22 protein-coding genes are annotated in these 18,529 nt (G+C 31.9%); 20 read left to right on the top strand and 2 right to left on the bottom strand.

Annotated elements, in window-relative coordinates; genetic code table 11:
- Positions 1–161 precede the first annotated feature (161 nt).
- The 6 genes from IM744_RS09905 (at position 162) to IM744_RS09930 (ending at position 5,445) form a co-directional block, all read left to right on the top strand.
- Positions 162–1,319, top strand: coding sequence for a 5-(carboxyamino)imidazole ribonucleotide synthase (locus tag IM744_RS09905; RefSeq protein WP_194507985.1), 1,158 nt, complete (start codon positions 162–164; stop codon positions 1,317–1,319).
- 31 nt (positions 1,320–1,350) lie between these two features.
- Positions 1,351–1,530 (top strand): hypothetical protein, encoded by a 180-nt coding sequence (locus IM744_RS09910; protein WP_194507986.1) that lies wholly within the window; start codon positions 1,351–1,353, stop codon positions 1,528–1,530.
- Positions 1,527–1,913 carry a type II toxin-antitoxin system death-on-curing family toxin gene (locus tag IM744_RS09915; RefSeq protein ID WP_194507987.1) on the top strand — a complete coding sequence of 129 codons (387 nt, stop codon included), beginning with the start codon at positions 1,527–1,529 and terminating at the stop codon, positions 1,911–1,913. The genes IM744_RS09910 and IM744_RS09915 overlap by 4 nt, the downstream gene beginning before the upstream one ends.
- Positions 1,906–2,388, top strand: coding sequence for a 5-(carboxyamino)imidazole ribonucleotide mutase (gene purE, locus IM744_RS09920; protein ID WP_194507988.1), 483 nt, complete (start codon positions 1,906–1,908; stop codon positions 2,386–2,388). Before IM744_RS09915 ends, purE begins: the two co-directional genes overlap by 8 nt.
- Before the next feature lie 186 nt (positions 2,389–2,574).
- Positions 2,575–3,408 carry a hypothetical protein gene (locus IM744_RS09925; protein WP_194507989.1) on the top strand — a complete coding sequence of 278 codons (834 nt, stop codon included), beginning with the start codon at positions 2,575–2,577 and terminating at the stop codon, positions 3,406–3,408.
- 3 nt (positions 3,409–3,411) lie between these two features.
- Entirely contained in the window at positions 3,412–5,445 is a 2,034-nt protein-coding gene (locus tag IM744_RS09930; protein WP_194507990.1) for a M3 family metallopeptidase, read from the top strand.
- Between the two features lie 15 nt (positions 5,446–5,460).
- Here the strand turns inward: IM744_RS09930 and IM744_RS09935 are convergent, their stop codons facing one another.
- A complete protein-coding gene (locus IM744_RS09935) occupies positions 5,461–6,174 on the bottom strand; it encodes a T9SS type A sorting domain-containing protein (protein ID WP_194507991.1) in 714 nt (237 codons plus the stop codon).
- A gap of 281 nt (positions 6,175–6,455) precedes the next feature.
- On the opposite strand from IM744_RS09935, the gene IM744_RS09940 reads away from it, so the two are divergent.
- From IM744_RS09940 to IM744_RS09985, 10 genes are read left to right on the top strand one after another with little or no spacing between them, the layout of a single operon-like run.
- On the top strand, positions 6,456–6,959 hold the full coding sequence (locus IM744_RS09940) for a GbsR/MarR family transcriptional regulator (RefSeq protein ID WP_194507992.1): 504 nt from the start codon (positions 6,456–6,458) through the stop codon (positions 6,957–6,959).
- 55 nt (positions 6,960–7,014) lie between these two features.
- Positions 7,015–7,293, top strand: a complete 279-nt coding sequence (locus tag IM744_RS09945) for a hypothetical protein (RefSeq protein WP_194507993.1) — start codon at positions 7,015–7,017, stop codon at positions 7,291–7,293.
- Positions 7,294–7,335: 42 nt separating this feature from the next.
- Positions 7,336–7,689: a hypothetical protein gene (locus tag IM744_RS09950; protein ID WP_194507994.1), complete on the top strand. Its 354-nt coding sequence runs from the start codon at positions 7,336–7,338 to the stop codon at positions 7,687–7,689.
- A 31-nt stretch (positions 7,690–7,720) separates the two neighbouring features.
- Positions 7,721–8,134: a hypothetical protein gene (locus IM744_RS09955; RefSeq protein WP_194507995.1), complete on the top strand. Its 414-nt coding sequence runs from the start codon at positions 7,721–7,723 to the stop codon at positions 8,132–8,134.
- A gap of 36 nt (positions 8,135–8,170) precedes the next feature.
- Positions 8,171–8,506 carry a hypothetical protein gene (locus IM744_RS09960; RefSeq protein ID WP_194507996.1) on the top strand — a complete coding sequence of 112 codons (336 nt, stop codon included), beginning with the start codon at positions 8,171–8,173 and terminating at the stop codon, positions 8,504–8,506.
- Positions 8,503–9,327: a thiol-disulfide oxidoreductase DCC family protein gene (locus IM744_RS09965; protein ID WP_194507997.1), complete on the top strand. Its 825-nt coding sequence runs from the start codon at positions 8,503–8,505 to the stop codon at positions 9,325–9,327. Before IM744_RS09960 ends, IM744_RS09965 begins: the two co-directional genes overlap by 4 nt.
- Positions 9,327–10,229, top strand: a complete 903-nt coding sequence (locus IM744_RS09970; RefSeq protein ID WP_194507998.1) for a TIGR01777 family oxidoreductase — start codon at positions 9,327–9,329, stop codon at positions 10,227–10,229. The genes IM744_RS09965 and IM744_RS09970 overlap by 1 nt, the downstream gene beginning before the upstream one ends.
- 2 nt (positions 10,230–10,231) lie before the next feature.
- Positions 10,232–10,930 (top strand): YqjF family protein, encoded by a 699-nt coding sequence (locus IM744_RS09975; RefSeq protein WP_194507999.1) that lies wholly within the window; start codon positions 10,232–10,234, stop codon positions 10,928–10,930.
- 59 nt (positions 10,931–10,989) lie between these two features.
- Positions 10,990–11,541: a sigma-70 family RNA polymerase sigma factor gene (locus IM744_RS09980; RefSeq protein WP_194508000.1), complete on the top strand. Its 552-nt coding sequence runs from the start codon at positions 10,990–10,992 to the stop codon at positions 11,539–11,541.
- 2 nt (positions 11,542–11,543) lie between these two features.
- Positions 11,544–11,795, top strand: a complete 252-nt coding sequence (locus IM744_RS09985; protein ID WP_194508001.1) for a hypothetical protein — start codon at positions 11,544–11,546, stop codon at positions 11,793–11,795.
- Here the strand turns inward: IM744_RS09985 and IM744_RS09990 are convergent.
- Positions 11,778–12,611 (bottom strand): UbiA prenyltransferase family protein, encoded by an 834-nt coding sequence (locus tag IM744_RS09990; RefSeq protein ID WP_194508002.1) that lies wholly within the window; start codon positions 12,609–12,611, stop codon positions 11,778–11,780. The genes IM744_RS09985 and IM744_RS09990 overlap by 18 nt on opposite strands.
- Before the next feature lie 121 nt (positions 12,612–12,732).
- Here IM744_RS09990 and gcvP point away from each other — a divergent pair, with 121 nt between their 5' ends.
- The 4 genes from gcvP (at position 12,733) to IM744_RS10010 (ending at position 18,514) form a co-directional block, all read left to right on the top strand.
- On the top strand, positions 12,733–15,585 hold the full coding sequence (gene gcvP, locus IM744_RS09995) for an aminomethyl-transferring glycine dehydrogenase (RefSeq protein WP_194508003.1): 2,853 nt from the start codon (positions 12,733–12,735) through the stop codon (positions 15,583–15,585).
- 105 nt (positions 15,586–15,690) lie between these two features.
- Positions 15,691–16,749 (top strand): 3-oxoacyl-ACP synthase III family protein, encoded by a 1,059-nt coding sequence (locus tag IM744_RS10000; RefSeq protein WP_194508004.1) that lies wholly within the window; start codon positions 15,691–15,693, stop codon positions 16,747–16,749.
- Between the two features lie 11 nt (positions 16,750–16,760).
- On the top strand, positions 16,761–17,660 hold the full coding sequence (locus tag IM744_RS10005) for an FkbM family methyltransferase (RefSeq protein ID WP_194508005.1): 900 nt from the start codon (positions 16,761–16,763) through the stop codon (positions 17,658–17,660).
- A 5-nt stretch (positions 17,661–17,665) separates the two neighbouring features.
- A complete protein-coding gene (locus IM744_RS10010; protein ID WP_194508006.1) occupies positions 17,666–18,514 on the top strand; it encodes a glycosyltransferase family 2 protein in 849 nt (282 codons plus the stop codon).
- The last annotated feature ends 15 nt before the right edge of the window (positions 18,515–18,529 follow it).

Consider the following 18,529-nt stretch of genomic DNA (forward strand, 5'->3'; position numbering starts at 1 on the left):
AAAGCCAAAGATACGGATTTGATTTACGTTTGTCTATTTTTCAATTTATGATTTTAGAATATTGTTTTATAATTAGTGTATTTTTGTGTGGTAAAAGCGTGGATTTCTTGCAATACGTGCATTTTGATTGCGCTCAATGTGACATTTAGCTAAAAAGACTAATGACGAACTATTTCTCTTCAAATTTCAAACTCGGTATTCTTGGTGGTGGACAACTTGGTAAAATGATGTTGTACAACACAAGAAAATTTGATATCACAACTCATGTTATGGATTCTAGTGATGAAGCACCTTGTAAAATTGCGTGCAATCAATTTACTTTAGGCGATTTGATGGATTTTGATGCGGTTTATAACTTCGGAAAGCAAGTGGACTTATTAACTTTTGAGATTGAAAACGTTAATGTTGCTGCGCTTGAAAAATTAGAAAAAGAAGGCGTGAAGGTTTATCCGTCATCTAAGAACCTTCGTATTATTCAGAATAAAGCTACTCAGAAATTATTTTACAGAGATCATAATATTCCAACATCAGATTTTACGCGCTTTGCTTACCTATCCGAAATTGAAGATGCTATAGACAATGGCGGACTGCAATTCCCATTCGTTTGGAAAGCTACTCAATTTGGATATGACGGTACAGGTGTAAAAATGGTAAGACAACTTTCTGACTTAGAAGGTTTACCAAAAGGCGAATGTATTGCTGAAGATTTAGTGCCTTTTAAAAATGAATTGGCAGTTATCGTAGCAAGAAATTCTAATGGAGATGTAAAAACATATCCAGTTGTAGAAATGGAATTTCATCCAGAAGCCAACCAAGTTGAGTATGTAATTTGTCCTGCTCGAATTGACCAAGCTGTAGCTGAAAAAGCAAAAAATGTGGCTCTTAAAGTTTCCGAAGCATTTAAACATGTTGGACTTTTAGCGGTAGAAATGTTTCAAACCGAAAATGATGAGATTCTAGTAAATGAAGTGGCTCCAAGACCTCATAACTCAGGTCACCAAACGATTGAAGCCAATTACACCTCACAATTTGAACAACATATACGCGCTATTTTAAATCTTCCATTAGGAAAAACAGAAAGCACAGTTGGTGGCATTATGGTTAATTTGGTTGGTGCAGAAGGCCACACTGGCGATGTTGTTTATGAAAACATAGAAAATATCATGAGTCTTGATGGTGTGACACCTCATATCTACGGAAAAAAGCAAACGCGACCTTTTCGTAAAATGGGACATGTTACCATTGTAAATGAAGATATTAATGAAGCTAGACGAATTGCTGAAGAGGTTAAGAAAACGATAAAAGTGATTTCGAAATAAGTTTTGTAATTTTGATTAAAGGGCTGATATTATGACAATAGTTGATAAGAAAAAAACCATAAAAAGAATAATAGATAAACTTCCTGATAGCACTTTAGATGAGGTTCTATTTACAGTTAAAGAACTATCTTCTAAAGACGAAAATCGCAAAGAGATACTTCTAAACTTATTAAAGACGGAACAGAAATTATTTGAAAAATTAGCGCAATGATTTCTAAAGAATTAGCCATTGAGTTAAATAAAATTATTTCAGAAGCTTCTGGTGGCTCAAGTGGTTTACGTGATGAATCGTTATTATTATCCGCTTTAAATCGACCATTTCAAACTTTTGACGGAAAAGATTTATATCCTTCCATAATTGACAAATCTGCAGCTTTATTTGAAAGTATTATTATAAATCATCCATTTATCGACGGAAATAAGAGAATGGCGTATGCCTTCATGAGAATTCTACTTACAGAAGAAGGTTTTGAGATTGAAACTTCCGAAGATGAAAAATATAATTTTGTAATTGAAGCCTCTAAAGGGAATATCAAATACAATGATATTAGAACCTGGATTATAAAAAATTTAAAAAACAATTTACATGAATAAAGTAGCAGTAATCATGGGAAGCAAAAGTGATCTTCCTGTCATGCAAGATGCGATTGACATCCTAAAAGAGTTTAAAATTGAGGTAGAAGTAGATATTGTATCTGCACATCGTACGCCTGAGAAGTTATTCGATTTCAGTAAGAATGCACATTCTAGAGGCATCAATGTTATTATTGCAGGAGCAGGTGGTGCAGCACATTTACCAGGAATGGTGGCTTCATTATCGCCATTACCAGTGATTGGTGTTCCTGTTAAAAGTAGTAATTCTATAGATGGATGGGATTCTATACTCTCTATATTACAAATGCCTGGAGGAGTTCCTGTGGCAACAGTTGCCTTAAATGGCGCAAAAAATGCTGGAATTCTTGCTGCGCAAATTATAGGTTCATCAAATGACGATGTACTCAAAACCATTATAGACTATAAAGAAAGCTTAAAAGCTAAAGTAATAGAATCTTCTAAGAATTTAGGCTAATCTACAATATAAAAAAGCCTCGCTTTTACACGAGGCTTTTTAGCTATTAATCAAAGTTATTAAATTTTTCTTCTCAGTAAGATTCAATAACTCGGCAAAGATACTATAATATCACTGTAAAAACCTTAAGAATTAGTTAATGATTTTTGCATATCAACGAATATTTTTAAATTGAATCTAACACATATGAAAAAAATTATCGTTTTATTATTTGTCTGTTTTTCAATTAGTTGCTTTGCTCAAATCCCTATAGAGGAATATAAAACTGAAATTTCCAAACTCAATTCTCAAGAAGATTATGATAAATATTGGGAAAAATTACTTGATTTAGATCAAATTACTCATCTTGAAGAGACTGAGACACAAATTGAAAGCGACTCAATTTCATTGAGTAATATGATTAGAACTGCTCTAATTTTTGAAACTCACGGTAACGGAAACTACAACCCAGATAATTTAGTTCCTATTTTACACCTAACCCACAATTACAACGCTCAAGCCAATTTAGCATTTTGGCCAATCATTATGCAAGTAAGAGCAGTAGGTGGTGTAATTGAAACCTTTGGTGGTAAATTCCCTGCATACCAATTAGAAGGTTTATCAATGAGTTTTTATAATTATTCATTGTTATATCAAGAAGACAAATATCCTGACTTATTATACCATTTAGATACTGGCAACTACAAAATTGTGAGCAAAAAACTGCTTGAGATTTTTAAAACTGAAAAATCACATCAAAAGCTTAAAGTCATAGAATCTATAGGTAAATGGACTAACAAACCATTTAAAGACATGGAAGAATATGGTTTTTTCGAATTTGTAAAAATGAGTGATAATAATCTATATATAAAACGACTAAGTAGACTCCAAAAACTAATTCTTTTATCTTCGGAAAAAGGAACAAAAACATATAAGATAGAACATGAACCTTTTGGCTGGACTTATAAATTAACCAATAACAAGCTTAGCCTGGTTGATGATTTAAACAACATACTAATTACATATAATACGCATAAATAACATATGAATATTCTAAATTCAAAATTCGAAACACCATATCATACTGCACCTTTTTCAAAAATTAAAAATGAGGATTATATGCCTGCATTTTTAAAAGCGATTGAAAAAGCGAGAGCAGAAATTGATGCAATTACATCTTCTACAGAAGTGCCAACATTTGAGAATACTATTGAAGCGTTGGATTTTTCGGGAGAAGAATTAGACAGACTTTCAAGCATTTTTTTTAACCTGAATAGTGCCGAAACTAATGATGAAATCCAAAAGATTGCTCAAGAAGTCTCTCCGCTACTTTCAGAATTTGGTAATGACATCACACTTAATGAAGATTTATTTAAACGCGTGAAAGCAGTTTATGACCAAAAATCCAATTTAGATTTAACGACAGAACAACAGACACTTCTCGATAAAAAATATAAAGGTTTTTCTAGAAATGGTGCTAATCTTTCCGAAGATAAAAAAACAAGACTTCGTGAAATAGATAAAAAATTGAGCAAGTTGAAATTACAATTTGGGAAAAATATATTAGCCGAAACCAACAAATATGAAATGCATCTCACTAATGAAAGTGATCTTGCTGGATTACCAGAAGGAGCTAAAGAAGCTGCACAACAATTAGCAGAATCTAAAGATAAAAAAGGTTGGTTAATTACATTAGATTACCCAAGTTACATTCCTTTTATGACTTATGCAGATAATCGTGAGTTAAGAAAAAAACTCGCTATTGCTGCAGGTGCTAAAGCATTTAAAGGTGATGAATTAGACAATCAGGATAACGTTTTACAAATCGCAAAATTACGTCATGAGCGTGCTAATTTACTAGGTTATAAAACACATGCGCATTTTGTTTTAGAAGAACGCATGGCTAAAACTCCAGAAACTGTTGAGAATTTCTTGAACGAACTCTTGGAAAAAGCTAAACCTGCTGCAGAGAAAGAATTTCAAGACTTAGAGCAGTTTGCAAAAGATTTAGATGGTATTGATAGACTAGAAAAATGGGATGGTTCTTACTATTCTGAGAAATTGAAGCAAAAATTATTCAGTTTAGATGATGAGCAATTAAAACCATATTTCAAATTAGAGAATGTCATCGATGGTGTTTTTACTATTGCTGAGCGATTATTCGATTTAAAATTTGAAGAGATTGATACGATAGATAAATATCACGAAGATGTTTTAACTTATAAAGTTACAGACAACAAAGGGAATTTAGTTTCTATTTTTTATGCAGACTTTTTCCCTAGACCAGGAAAACGAAATGGTGCATGGATGACGGTTTACAAACCACAATACATTAAAAATGGTGTTAATGATAGACCACATATTTCTAATGTTTGCAACTTTACAAAACCAACAAAAAGCAAGCCTTCACTCCTAACCTTTAATGAAGTGACTACTTTATTTCATGAGTTTGGTCATGGTTTACATGGCATGCTTGCTAATACAACGTATCCTAGTTTATCTGGTACAAGTGTGTTTTGGGATTTTGTAGAACTACCTAGCCAAATATTAGAAAATTGGTGTTATGAGAAAGAAGCTCTAGAGTTATTTGCAACCCATTATGAAACTGGAGAAGTCATCCCAATGGAACTCATAGAAAAAATTAAAGCGTCTGCAACCTTTCATGAAGGAATGCAAACCTTAAGACAGATTAGTTTCGGACTTTTAGATATGTCATGGCATGGACAAGATCCAACATCAATAACGAATGTAAAAGTTCATGAATTAGAAGCTTTTCAAAACACCAAACTTTATCCTGATGTTAAAGAGAATTGTATGAGTACGTCATTTTCTCATATTTTTCAAGGTGGCTACAGCTCTGGATATTATAGTTATAAATGGGCTGAAGTTTTAGATGCAGATGCATTTGAATATTTCTTAGAAGAAGGTGTATTTAATAAAGATGTTGCTGAAAAATTCAAGGATTACGTATTATCACAAGGTGGTACTGATGATCCTATGACTTTATATAAACGTTTTAGAGGACAAGAACCAAAACCAGATGCATTATTGAAACGTGCTGGATTGATTGAGAAATAAGAAAATATAAAACGGTTAATGCTTCAAAACCTTAACCGTTTTTTTTGTGCTTCCAGAAGTAATTTGAACAATATAAAGTCCAGAACTTCTTAATTTAAGATCATATAGTAATTCACCAGAATTATTAATGGTTTCTTTTTTTATGCGCTTTCCTAAAACATCATAGACGCTAAGATTATATTGTCCTTGTTTTAAAAATTTAATACTTCCGTTAAGAACTATGATATCATTAGTATTGGTATAATTGTCCACATCCAAAACCGTTGACGAATTAAAACCATAATCTGTTCCTTTTAAATCTGCCGACTGTCTAGACAAATCATTTGTAGTAATTAAAAAGTACCAATCAAAAACCTCTGTATTTTCTGGTATTGTTGTCATACTTAAAGTTGCTTCTTCAAAATATGTTCTTGTTTTAGGATTAAACGTAGCTATATAATAACCTAAAGTGTTATCATATGTCAAAGGTATCATTTGACCTAGATTAGACACTAAAAACTCGCCATCATTATAATCCCAAGTTAATGGATCTGTATCTGTTTGTAAACCTGTGTATAAATATAGATTAGGATTACTCATAGGATCAAAAATGGAATAATCTCCAAACTCTCCATACTTAAGCACAAAAGTTCCTGAGTTAATATCACTTGGGTTTGGTTGTAACTCTATTTGAGAAAACCCAAAAAGACAAGTAAAAGAAATAAATAAACTAAGTAAAGTTGTTTTCATGTGTTAATCTTTATTGTTTTAATGGTCACATGCTGTTCGCAATTAATCATCATCTTGGGTGATAAAATTTGGAACATGCTCGTTTCAAAGTATAAAATCTGGAAATCGAATGTAGTAAAAAAACAATATTTAGTAAAAATTAATAGTTTAAAAGCTTGATATGACTGAGCAAGTTACATTTCCGAAGAAATGATAAGTATTATTCTTAAAAATAAACTTTCAATAATTATTGAAAGTTTAAAATATTTAATATATTTGTCATGTAAAACAAAATTAAAAACGTGAATTACGACGAAGCTAAAATGAAATTTGTGAGTACTTGGGGAAGCTTAGGTACACTTTGGGGAATCAATAAAGCGATGGCTCAAATACAAGCTTTGCTTTTTATTTCTACGAAACCATTGTCTATGGAAGATGTTATGGAAGATCTTAAAATTTCTCGTGGTAATACAAGTATGAATTTACGACAGTTAATGGATTGGGGAATTGTGACCAAAGAAATCATTCCTGGAGAACGTAAAGAATATTTCACAACAGAAAAAAATGTACAAGAATTAGCTAGAATCATTGCTAAAGAGCGTAGTCGTAGAGAAATTCAACCTGTTATTAAAGTATTAAAAGAGGTCTCTTCAATTACAGACGACGGAACAGAAAAAACAAGAGAACTCATAAAACAAACAAAAGCATTACACGATTTAACTGAAACTGCAGATGATATGATTCATAAAATGGCAACTCAAAAACAAAATTGGATTACTAAGTCTGTACTAAAATTCATGAAATAAAAAAATTTAAACACTACTTTCAATATTTTCTGAAAGTTCTATAATACCATAAACTATGAAAACCGTACTCAAAATTTCAAAAGTCATTAATATTCTTGCATTATGTTGTTTAATTGGTCTGGCTTATGGCTTGGTCTTAACAGGAATTCTTCAGGTTTTAGCTGCAATTTTATTTTTTATCGCATTTCCGAAGGAAAAATTAATCTACATCTATTTCGCTTTTGTCGCATTCTTTTTTCTAGTGTGGGAAGGAAATCCTTTTGGATGGCAATTTATATTTCCATTGGGTTTGATGATACTTCTTACCTATACAATCCATACTAAAAAAATTTAAAACTCACTTTCAATATTTTCTGAAAGTTTAAAACAACAAATAATGAACTACAACATCCTCACATATTGCATTTACCTACCAATCATCGCTGTGATTATGGTAAAAGTTGGGTGGATGTTTTACACACATGGCGAAGTATTTCTATTGCATTTATATAAGCAAGATGAAACTATTGTAAAACCAATCAATAATCTTTTACTGATTGGCTACTATCTCACTAATCTGGGTTATGCAATTATCACACTTGCTTATTGGGAAAAAGTCAATAATCTAACCGAAACGTTAAGCACTTTAAGCCATCATTTAGGAATCATAATCATTGGCTTAGCAGTTTTGCATTACAACAATGTACTCTGCCTTAACTATCTCGTAAAATCAAAAAAACAAAAACAATAAACTTAAATAATAAATCTAAAAACTTTCAATCATGGAAAATTCTAAAATCATCATCGGTTACCTCATCTATTTACCAATCGTCATTATACTCACAATTTATGTGTCTAAAATGCTATTCAAAAATGGTAAATACTTTATGCTAGATATTTTTAAAGGTCAAGAAGACATTGCTTTAGCAACCAATAAACTCTTTGAAATTGGTTTCTATCTTATCAATATTGGTTGGGCTTTACTCATTTTAAAGATTAGTTATTCTAGTTCTTCGGAAATGAGCTCACAAACACTAATCGAGATTTTGAGTAAAAAAATTGGAGGCTTTTCTATCTATTTGGGCGTGATGTTATTCATCAATTTATTCTTCTTTTTTAGAGGACGTCGCAAATCTAGACAGAGCTTTAAAAAAGTAATAAAGACACCTGTTTATGATGTAAGAGATGAACAGTAAATATTAAATGAAGTCAAAATTGAAAAATTAATTATCATGAAAATTCTACATTACACTAACGTCATATTTTACCTCACAACACTAAGTGTTTATATATTTTGTGATGTAGCAACTGGATTAGTTTTTCAATTTTTCTTCGGAATCATACAACTTTTATACTTTTTAATATCTAAAAACAGAGTCAAATCTGAGAGCATCAAAAAACATTTACGATTATATATTGCTTTAGTAGGATTGAACTTTTTGGCTCTTGCAATATTATTTAATATTAGTCCATATGCTCCTACTCTACCTATTATAGTTTTAATAGGATTACCAATGTCAATAGCAACCTATTTTGTTTACATCACCTATTTAATTCAGAAACAATGAAAACACTAGAAAACCACACTTTGCTTTATGATGAAGATTGTCCGTTATGTCAAGTCTACACCTCTGGTTTTATAAAAACTGGGATGTTAGACCGAAACGGAAGACAGCCATACAGCACAATTTCTACGGAAAACCAAAATTTCATCAACCTTGAACGTGCATCAAATGAAATCGCTTTGGTAGACACCAAAAATAAAACGGTGATTTATGGAATTGATAGTTTGTTGAAAGTTCTCGGATTTAGATTCCCAATAATTGAAAAAATTGGACATATAAAACCTGTGAAATTTCTATTAAAAAAGTTGTATTCCTTTATTTCATATAACCGTAAAGTGATTATTCCAAGTGAGAAAAACAAATCAGAACAATTGCAATGCTTACCAAGTTTCAATGTGAAGTATCGTTTGCTTTATATTCTATTTTCTGTAGTTGTGACGATGTTTACCCTATTTCATTTTTCTAAAAACATCACCACTTTACCGCATGGATCTTTAATGAGAGAAGGTTTTATAACTATTGGGCAATTGGTGTTTCAAGGATTGCTTATCTATAAATTAGATAAGAAAATGATTCTTAATTACTTCGGAAATTTGATGACCATCTCACTCATGGGCAGTTTGATGTTATTACCTTTACTCATCATAAATTGGATGGTTCAAATTCATGAAATCATCTTTTTAATAGGATTTGGAATAACAGTCTTAATCATGTTTATTGAACATTTTAGACGAATTAAACTGCTCAAATTACCGCGTTTTCTAACGTATACTTGGGTCCTTTACAGAGTACTAATTTTATTAACCATTCTAATTTTAAACTAATGACAACAATAACAATAGCTGGTGGTAGTGGATTTCTAGGACAAGTTCTAGAAGACTACTTTACAAAAAAAGGAGATACAGTTTACATATTAACAAGAACAGTAAAACGTAAAAATAACATCTATTGGAATGCTAAAGATCTTGAAGATTGGACAAAAACTTTAGAGCAAACCGATGTACTCATAAATCTCACAGGGAAATCTGTAGATTGTAGATATACCGAAGACAATAAACAACAAATTCTCAACTCTCGTATAGATTCTACTCATGCTTTAGGATTAGCAATTAATCTTTGTGAGAATCCGCCAAAAATTTGGTTCAACTCTTCTACTGCGACAATTTACAGACATTCTACAGACAAACAAATGACTGAAGCAACTGGAGAAATTGGTGATAACTTCTCAATGAATATTGCTAAATCTTGGGAAAAAGCGTTTTACTCTATCACAAATCCTAAAACTAGAAAAATTGCTTTGAGAACTTCTATCGTCATGGGAAAACATGGAGGAGCAACTGAGCCTTTAAAAAATCTCGTTAAATTTGGTTTAGGAGGAAGACAAGCCTCAGGAAATCAAAAAGTGAGTTGGATTCATGAACTAGATTTCGCAAGAGCTATAGAATTTTTAATTGACAATGAGAAACTTGATGGGAATTTCAATTTAGCAGTTCCTAAGCCTACAGACAATAAAACGTTGATGTCTTCTTTTAGAAAAGTGATGCATGTCCCTTTTGGGATTCCTCAACCAGAATGGCTCATTAAATTTGGAGCAAAACTCATTGGTACTGAACCCGAACTGGTTTTAAAAAGTAGAAATGTAATTCCGGAGCGATTATTAAACAGTGGGTTTAAATTCATACATTCTGATATTGAAATTGCGCTAGATGATTTAATAAACTCATAATCATGACATTTTTAAAAGCCTACTGGAAAAATCTAATCCTTATCAATTACGAAGTAGATCCAAAAATCCTAGAACCATTTGTACCATTAGGAACAAAGCTTGACAGTTACAATGGTAAATACTTTGTGAGTATTGTAGGATTCCTATTTATGGACACCAAAGTGCTAGGTATAAAATTACCATATCATGTCAATTTTGAGGAGATTAACCTGAGATTTTATGTGCAACGAAATGGAGAACGTGGTGTCGTTTTTATAAAAGAAATTGTACCAAAACCATTAATTACGTTAGTCGCTAATTCCATATATCACGAGCATTATTTTACTGCGGAAATGAAACATCATTGGACAGAAAGTGAGCACTCAAAAAGCTTTGAATATCAATGGAAACTAGGAAATAAGTGGCAATCCATTTCAGTAGAAACTGAAACAGAATATACATCAATCTCAGAAGATTCAGAAGAACAATTTATTACAGAGCATTACTTTGGATACACAAAACACAAGAACAAAACTTTTGAGTATGAAGTTGTTCATCCTACATGGCGACAATTAAAAGTCAAAAATCACAATATTAATATAGATTTTGAAAATAATTATGGTATTCAATTCAAACACCTAAAAAACGTTAGACCAACATCTATTATCCTTGCTGAAGGCTCTGAAGTTAGTGTGAAAAACAAAAAAACCATACATAAGTGATTCATTAGAATTACTCATTTATTTACATTATTTTTGATTTAATATTTTTTCAGAAACAAATGCCAAAACACATTATCGATCCTAATCAATGGATTAAACTATATTCCGATTATCTTTTTAATTACACCATCACTCGTGTGAATGACAGAGAAATTGCTCAAGATTTAGTTCAAGACACTTTTGTCGCTGGTTTAAAATCTATGAAAAATTTTAAAGGAGAAGCAAGTGAACGTACGTGGCTCATTTCGATATTAAAAAGAAAAATTATAGATCATTACCGTAAAATTAATTCTAACAAAGGTAAAGCTGAAGTAAGAATGTCATATAGTAGTGACGAAAATGAAGGCGATTGGCTAGAAGAGCGTGTTGCAGATCCTTTTGATAAAACCGCAGAAGACACCATTGAGAATACAGAATTAGGTATGGCAATTGACGATTGCTTGGACAAATTACCAGAAAAACAGGCTAAAGTTTTTAAGATGAAAACACTTTTAAACTATGAAACTGAAGCGATTTGTAATGAATTAGAAATCACTGCGTCTAACCTATGGGTAATCATTCATAGAGCTAGAACCGCTATGGCTGCTTGCATGGAAAAAAATTGGTTTTAATTATGAGTAAAATGAAGTTAAAGTGTCGCGAAGCAAATCATATCTGTGACAAAGCTCAGTATAAAGAAGCTAACCTTTGGGAAAAGATCGTACTTAATATACATTTAATTTACTGTCGTGCTTGTCGTAAGTATTCTAGTAAAAATGGAAAATTAACTAAGTTAATGAAAAATCCAAAAGTAGAAACAATGGAGGCTTCTGCTAAAGAACAATTAAACGCTGCTTTTCAAAAAGAATTAGCGAATCATAAATAGGATTCCCAACCAAACTAAGGGTAAACTCTCCACCCAAAACGCACTATAATATTTACTTTGATTTTGTTTAGAAAAAACTAAAAATAATAGTGTGATTGATGAAATTATAAAATAACTTGCTAAAACGGTAGTATTGATATCGTCTTTAAAATAATTAAGAAGATAAAATACAATCAATAAAAACAAACCAACAAGTTTGGTTTGCTTCACTCCTATTTTCTGCGGAATAGTCGCCAATTTCAAACTATCATAGTTTAGGTCTCTAATCTCAAAAGGAAACATCAATACCAACACAAAAATAAAGCGCTGAATAGCTATAATTATAATATCATCTGTGATATCAAATTCATTATTGAGTAAAGGCAAGAAAACAGTAACACCTGTCCATACCACTGCAATTATATAGACTTTGAGTCCACCAATACTGCGTAAGTTCTTTTTCTTGTCTAAAAAGATTTTTTTAGGAATAATAGGAATCGCGTATAAAAATGTTGCCAGCCCAAAAACACCAATATAAATTAATGTATTAAGCTCTAGTTTGAGAGCAAAATAACCCATTATCACAAAACAAATTCCAGAAAACACTTGAATCATTTTTAACCACTTAGCTAAACTTCGATGATGAAATTTTGCTAATCCAAAATACTTCACAAAATTATACCCAGTTATAGATGCGAAAAAAATAAAATAAAGTACATTTTCATCGTACTCCATATCAAATTGCAATAGCGTAACCCATGACAATGCAAACACTGCTAAAGCAACATGGATGCTACTATAGATGTAGAAATCAAAAATGGTTTTAAGGGCACGCATTGTACAAAAATAGTCAAACTGTTAATAACCCATAATTTTGGTTGAAAAGTTTCATTTTCATTAACAATAAAAGTACAAGAATTCATTAATTTTGCTAAACAAACACAACTCAAATAATTTGATGAATACAGCAGATTTTTCACTACGTCATATAGGTCCAAGAGAAGCGGATCAAAAACTAATGTTACAAACAATTGGTGTGGACTCCATGGAGCAGTTAATCTATGAAACTATACCAGATGGGATTCGTTTAAAATCAGATCTTGATCTTGATGCACCAATGAGTGAACAAGAATATTTACTACATATTTATGACTTATCAAAAAAAAATAAAGTTTATAAAACGTATATTGGTTTAGGTTATCATCCAACTATTTTACCTGCAGTTATTCAACGTAATATTTTAGAAAATCCAGGTTGGTACACTGCCTACACGCCTTACCAGGCAGAGATTGCTCAAGGACGACTAGAAGCACTTTTAAATTTCCAAACTATGGTTACAGACCTAACAGGAATGGAAATTGCAAATGCATCGTTACTAGATGAAAGTACAGCTGCTGCCGAAGCGATGAGCTTATTATTTTCGGTTCGTGATCGTAGTCAGAAAAAAGCTGGAATCAATAAGTTTTTTGTCTCTGAAAACATTCTACCACAAACACTATCACTTTTACATACAAGAGCAACTCCTATTGGAATTGAATTAGTCATTGGTAAGGAGGAAGAATTTAATTTTTCTTCGGAATTTTTTGGTGCGATTTTACAATATCCAGGAAAACATGGTCAGGTTACAGATATCAAGTCGTTTATTGAGAAAGCAAATACAAATAATATCAAAGTAGCAATTGCTGCAGATATTATGAGTTTAATCAAACTAGAAGCTCCAGGAAAATTTGGTGCAGATGTGGTTGTTGGTACAACACAACGTTTTGGAATCCCAATGGGTTATGGTGGTCCTCATGCAGCATATTTTGCTACTAAAGATGCTTACAAGCGTGATTTACCAGGACGTATTATTGGAGTCACTAAAGATGCTAATGGCAACAGAGCTTTACGTATGGCTCTTCAAACTCGTGAACAACACATTAAGCGTGATAAAGCAACATCTAATATTTGTACTGCTCAAGTATTGTTAGCAGTTATGGCAGGAATGTACGCTGTTTATCATGGACCAAAAGGTTTAGAGTTTATTGCTAATAAAATTCACAATAAAGCGGTAACCTTAGCTAATACACTTAAAGACTTAGGCTTTGAGCAAACAAATACATCATTTTTTGACACCCTTCATTTTAAAGCAGACGCTAAAGCGATTCAAAAAATTGCTCTGAAAAACAAAATGAATTTCTACTATCCTAATGATGAAAGCGTAGTTATTTCTTTAAATGAAACTGCTACAATTATAGACATCAATAAAATAGTCTCCATTTTCGCCAAAAGCATTAAGAAAGACACTATTGTGATTTCTAAAATTTCCGAAGGAAATGTGATACAAAAAGATTTAAAACGTAACACAACGTTTTTACAAGAATCTGTTTTTAATTCTCATCATTCTGAAACGGAATTAATGAGATACATGAAAAATCTAGAGCGTAAAGATTTAGCATTAAATCACTCTATGATTTCATTAGGTTCTTGTACAATGAAATTAAATGCAGCTGCAGAAATGCTACCATTAAGTTGGTTTAAATGGGGAAAAATCCATCCATTTGTACCAGCAGAACAAGCCAAAGGATATCTTCAAGTTTTAAAAGCTTTAGAAGACCAGTTGACGGAAATTACCGGTTTTGCAGGTACATCTTTACAACCAAACTCTGGTGCTCAAGGAGAATTTGCTGGACTAATGGTGATAAGAGCTTACCATGAATCTAGAGGTGATCATCATAGAAATATTTGTCTTATTCCATCATCTGCTCATGGAACAAATCCTGCAAGTGCAGTTATGGCTGGAATGAAAGTAGTTGTTACAAAATCTACTGAAGAAGGTAATATTGATGTTGACGATTTACGTGAAAAAGCAGAATTACATAAAGATAATCTTTCAGCATTAATGGTTACATATCCATCAACTCATGGTGTTTATGAATCTGGGATTCGTGAGATTACCAAAATCATTCATGATAATGGCGGACAAGTTTACATGGATGGTGCAAATATGAATGCTCAAGTAGGATTAACAAATCCTGGAAATATTGGTGCAGATGTTTGTCACCTTAATTTACATAAAACATTTGCTATTCCTCATGGTGGTGGTGGACCAGGAGTTGGACCAATTTGCGTTGCAAAACAATTGGTTCCTTTTTTACCTGGAAATCCTTTAGTAAAAACAGGAGGAGACAAAGCAATCACAGCAATTTCAGCTGCGCCTTTTGGATCATCTTTAGCCTGTTTAATTTCTTATGGATATATTAAGATGTTAGGTGCTTCTGGATTAAAAAAATCTACAGAAATGGCTATTCTTAATGCTAACTACATTAAAAAACGCCTTCAAGGTTCTTTTGAAACTTTATATTCTGGAGAACGTGGACGTGCTGCTCACGAAATGATCATTGATTGCAGACCATTTAAAGCTCACGGAATTGAAGTTGTTGATATCGCAAAACGTTTAATGGATTATGGTTTTCATGCACCTACAGTATCATTTCCAGTTGCAGGAACTATGATGATTGAACCTACTGAAAGCGAAAGCAAACAAGAAATGGATCGTTTTTGTGATGCTATGATTTCTATCAAACATGAGATTGATGAGATTTCTAAAGAGGATGACAATAATATGCTTAAAAACGCACCACATACCATGGCAATGGTAACTGATGATGAATGGTTATTACCTTATACACGTCAGCAAGCTGCATTCCCTTTAGAGTACGTTAGGGATAATAAATTTTGGCCTAGTGTACGTCGTGTTGATGATGCATATGGAGACAGAAACCTTATCTGTACTTGTGCTCCGATAGAAGCTTATATGGAAGAAGTATAATTATACGATTTTGAACATCGTATAATTTGAATAATAGATATTAACATTTAATTTAATGTTAGTATATTGTCATGTTTGTTTATTTCTTAAAGGAAAACTTAATTTATGAGTATTAAAATAACAGGAACAGGAAGCTTTATTCCTAGTCGTATTGAGAAAAATGAAGATTTCTTTAATCATGAATTTTTAAATGCAGATGGTTCTACCATAAATAGCACCAATGAAGTTATTGTTGAGAAATTCAAGGCTATAACTGGTATTGAAGAACGACGTTACGTAAAACCAGAATTATTAAATTCTGATATTGCTTTTTATGCTGCGGAAAAGGCTATTGCTGATTCTAAAATAGATAAGGAAACTTTAGATTATATCATCGTTGCCCATAATTATGGTGACTTAAAACATGATTCAGAACAAAGTGACACTGTACCAAGTATTGCATCAAGAGTAAAACACTTATTAAAAATCGCAAATCCAAAATGTGTTGGATATGATTTATTATTTGGATGTCCTGGTTGGATTGAAGGTGTCATTCAAGCCAAAGCTTTTATTGCATCTGGTATCGCTAAACGCTGTTTAGTCATTGGATCTGAAACTTTATCTCGTGTAATTGATAAACATGATCGCGATTCTATGATTTACAGTGATGGTGCAGGAGCGGTAATTATTGAAGAATCTACTGAAGAAGGTGGAATCATTTCTCACGAATCTGCAACTTACGCTTTAGATGAAGCACATTTTATCTTCTTTGGAGAGACAAATCATCCAGAAATCACAGATAAACGTCGATATATTAAAATGTACGGTCGTAAGATTTATGAATTCGCATTAACTAATGTGCCTTTAGCCCTTAAATCATGTTTAGAGAAAAGTGGCTATGACATTAAAGATGTAAAAAAGATACTAATCCATCAAGCTAATGAAAAAATGGATGAAGCTATTGTAAAACGCTTTTACAAACTTCATGATATGGACATCCCAGAAGGCATCATGCCAATGACCATAAATTTACTTGGAAACTCTAGTGTTGCAACCGTACCTACACTTTATGATATGATTTTAAAAGGTGAAATTAAAGATCAAAAAATCAATAAAGGTGATATAATTATGTTTGCTAGTGTTGGTGCTGGAATGAATATCAATGCGATTGTATATAAACAGTAAATAAAAATAGCTTGCAATTACTTTATAAGTTTATCTACAATCCGTTTTTTAATTATGTTCTTCGGAATTTAAATAAATCATTATCTCCAATACTTCCAAATAGTATAAAACTTCCTCCATCTGGAATTCTTAAACTAAAGACAAATTCTGGAATTTTAAAAATCGCCACCAACCAAACCAGCTATTTAACCCAATTATTGTTTTGGAATGGATATAAAGATTTTGAATACTCTGAGCTATTTGAAACACTTTCAAAAGATGTAGACACATTTTTAGATATTGGCTCAAACATTGGCTACTACTCATTACTAGGTGTAAAATCAAATCCTAAAATGAAAGCTTTTGCATTTGAGCCAGCACATGGTCCTAAATACTTTTTAAAAAAAAATATAAAACTTAACAATTTCTCTAATCAAATACAACCTGTTGATCTTGCACTTTCAAATACAATTGGTAATATAGATTTTTATGAAGTTGAGAGTTTAAAATACAACTACATAACTCACAACTTGGCTGGAGAAGGGAATGCTGGTACAAAAAAGACCTCCCGCAATTTCATTAAAAACACAGTTATAGCAGATACACTCAAAAATTTCGTTGAAAACCATTCGATTGACAAAATTGATTTAATAAAAATTGATACCGAAGGTACAGAAGTAGATATCCTAGAATCTGGAAAAGACATCATTAAACAGCATCAACCTATCATCATTTGTGAAACTTTATTTGATACTATTGAGGATCAATTAGAAGTCTTTTTTACAGACCTCAATTATGATTTTTACAACCATGATGACAAAGGACTTCACAAAGTATCAACTATAAAACGTGATAATGATAATGGAATTCGTAATTGTTTTTTCGTTCCTAAATCTAAAACAAAATTAATATCTAAATTTGTTCAAAACTAAAACTGTTGAACTTCTACATCATTATTCCTGCACATAACGAAGAAGATTCCATCGCTCAAACTTTAGAGTCTTTGGTAGATCAATCGTTACCTGCAAAACAGATTGTGGTTGTGAATGACAATTCTACTGATGACACTCAACACATCGTAGAGAAATATGTTAATCAACATTCAAATATTTCGACTGTAAATACAACTTCTTCTAATGAGCATTTACCAGGTTCTAAAATTATTAACGCGTTTTATAAAGGTTTTGAAACCCTAGACCAAGATTATGATGTGATTTGCAAATTTGATGCAGATTTGATATTTCCGAAGCATTATTTAGAGCAATTGTCAAATCGTTTTAATCAAAATGAACGTTTGGGAATGGTCGCTGGCTTTTGCTATATAGAGAAAAACAACAATTGGATTTTAGAGAATCTCACCCGTAAAGATCACATTAGGGGTGCATTAAAAGCTTATAGAAAACAGTGTTTTTTAGATATAGGAAAACTCAAACCATCAATGGGTTGGGATACGGTTGATGAGTTGCTCGCAAAGTATTATGATTGGCAATTGCTAACCGATGAATCACTACATGTTAAACATTTAAAGCCAACAGGAATTAGCTATAATAAATCATCCAAATATTTGCAAGGTGAAGCGATGTACAAAATGCGTTACGGATTTACAATAACTCTAATTTCGGCATTGAAACTAGCCTACAAAAAGAAAAGTTTTACGCTTTTTAAGAATTATATGGCTGGATATTTTAGAGCTAAAAAACAAGGTATCACTCCTCTTGTCACTAAAGAGCAAGGTCAATTTATAAGAAAATTACGTTGGAATGGAATGAAAGAGAAATTGAAATAGATTTTAAATAATGAG

Source organism: Psychroserpens luteus (assembly GCF_015319355.1).
In the GTDB taxonomy this organism is placed as follows: Bacteria; Bacteroidota; Bacteroidia; order Flavobacteriales; family Flavobacteriaceae; genus Psychroserpens; species Psychroserpens luteus.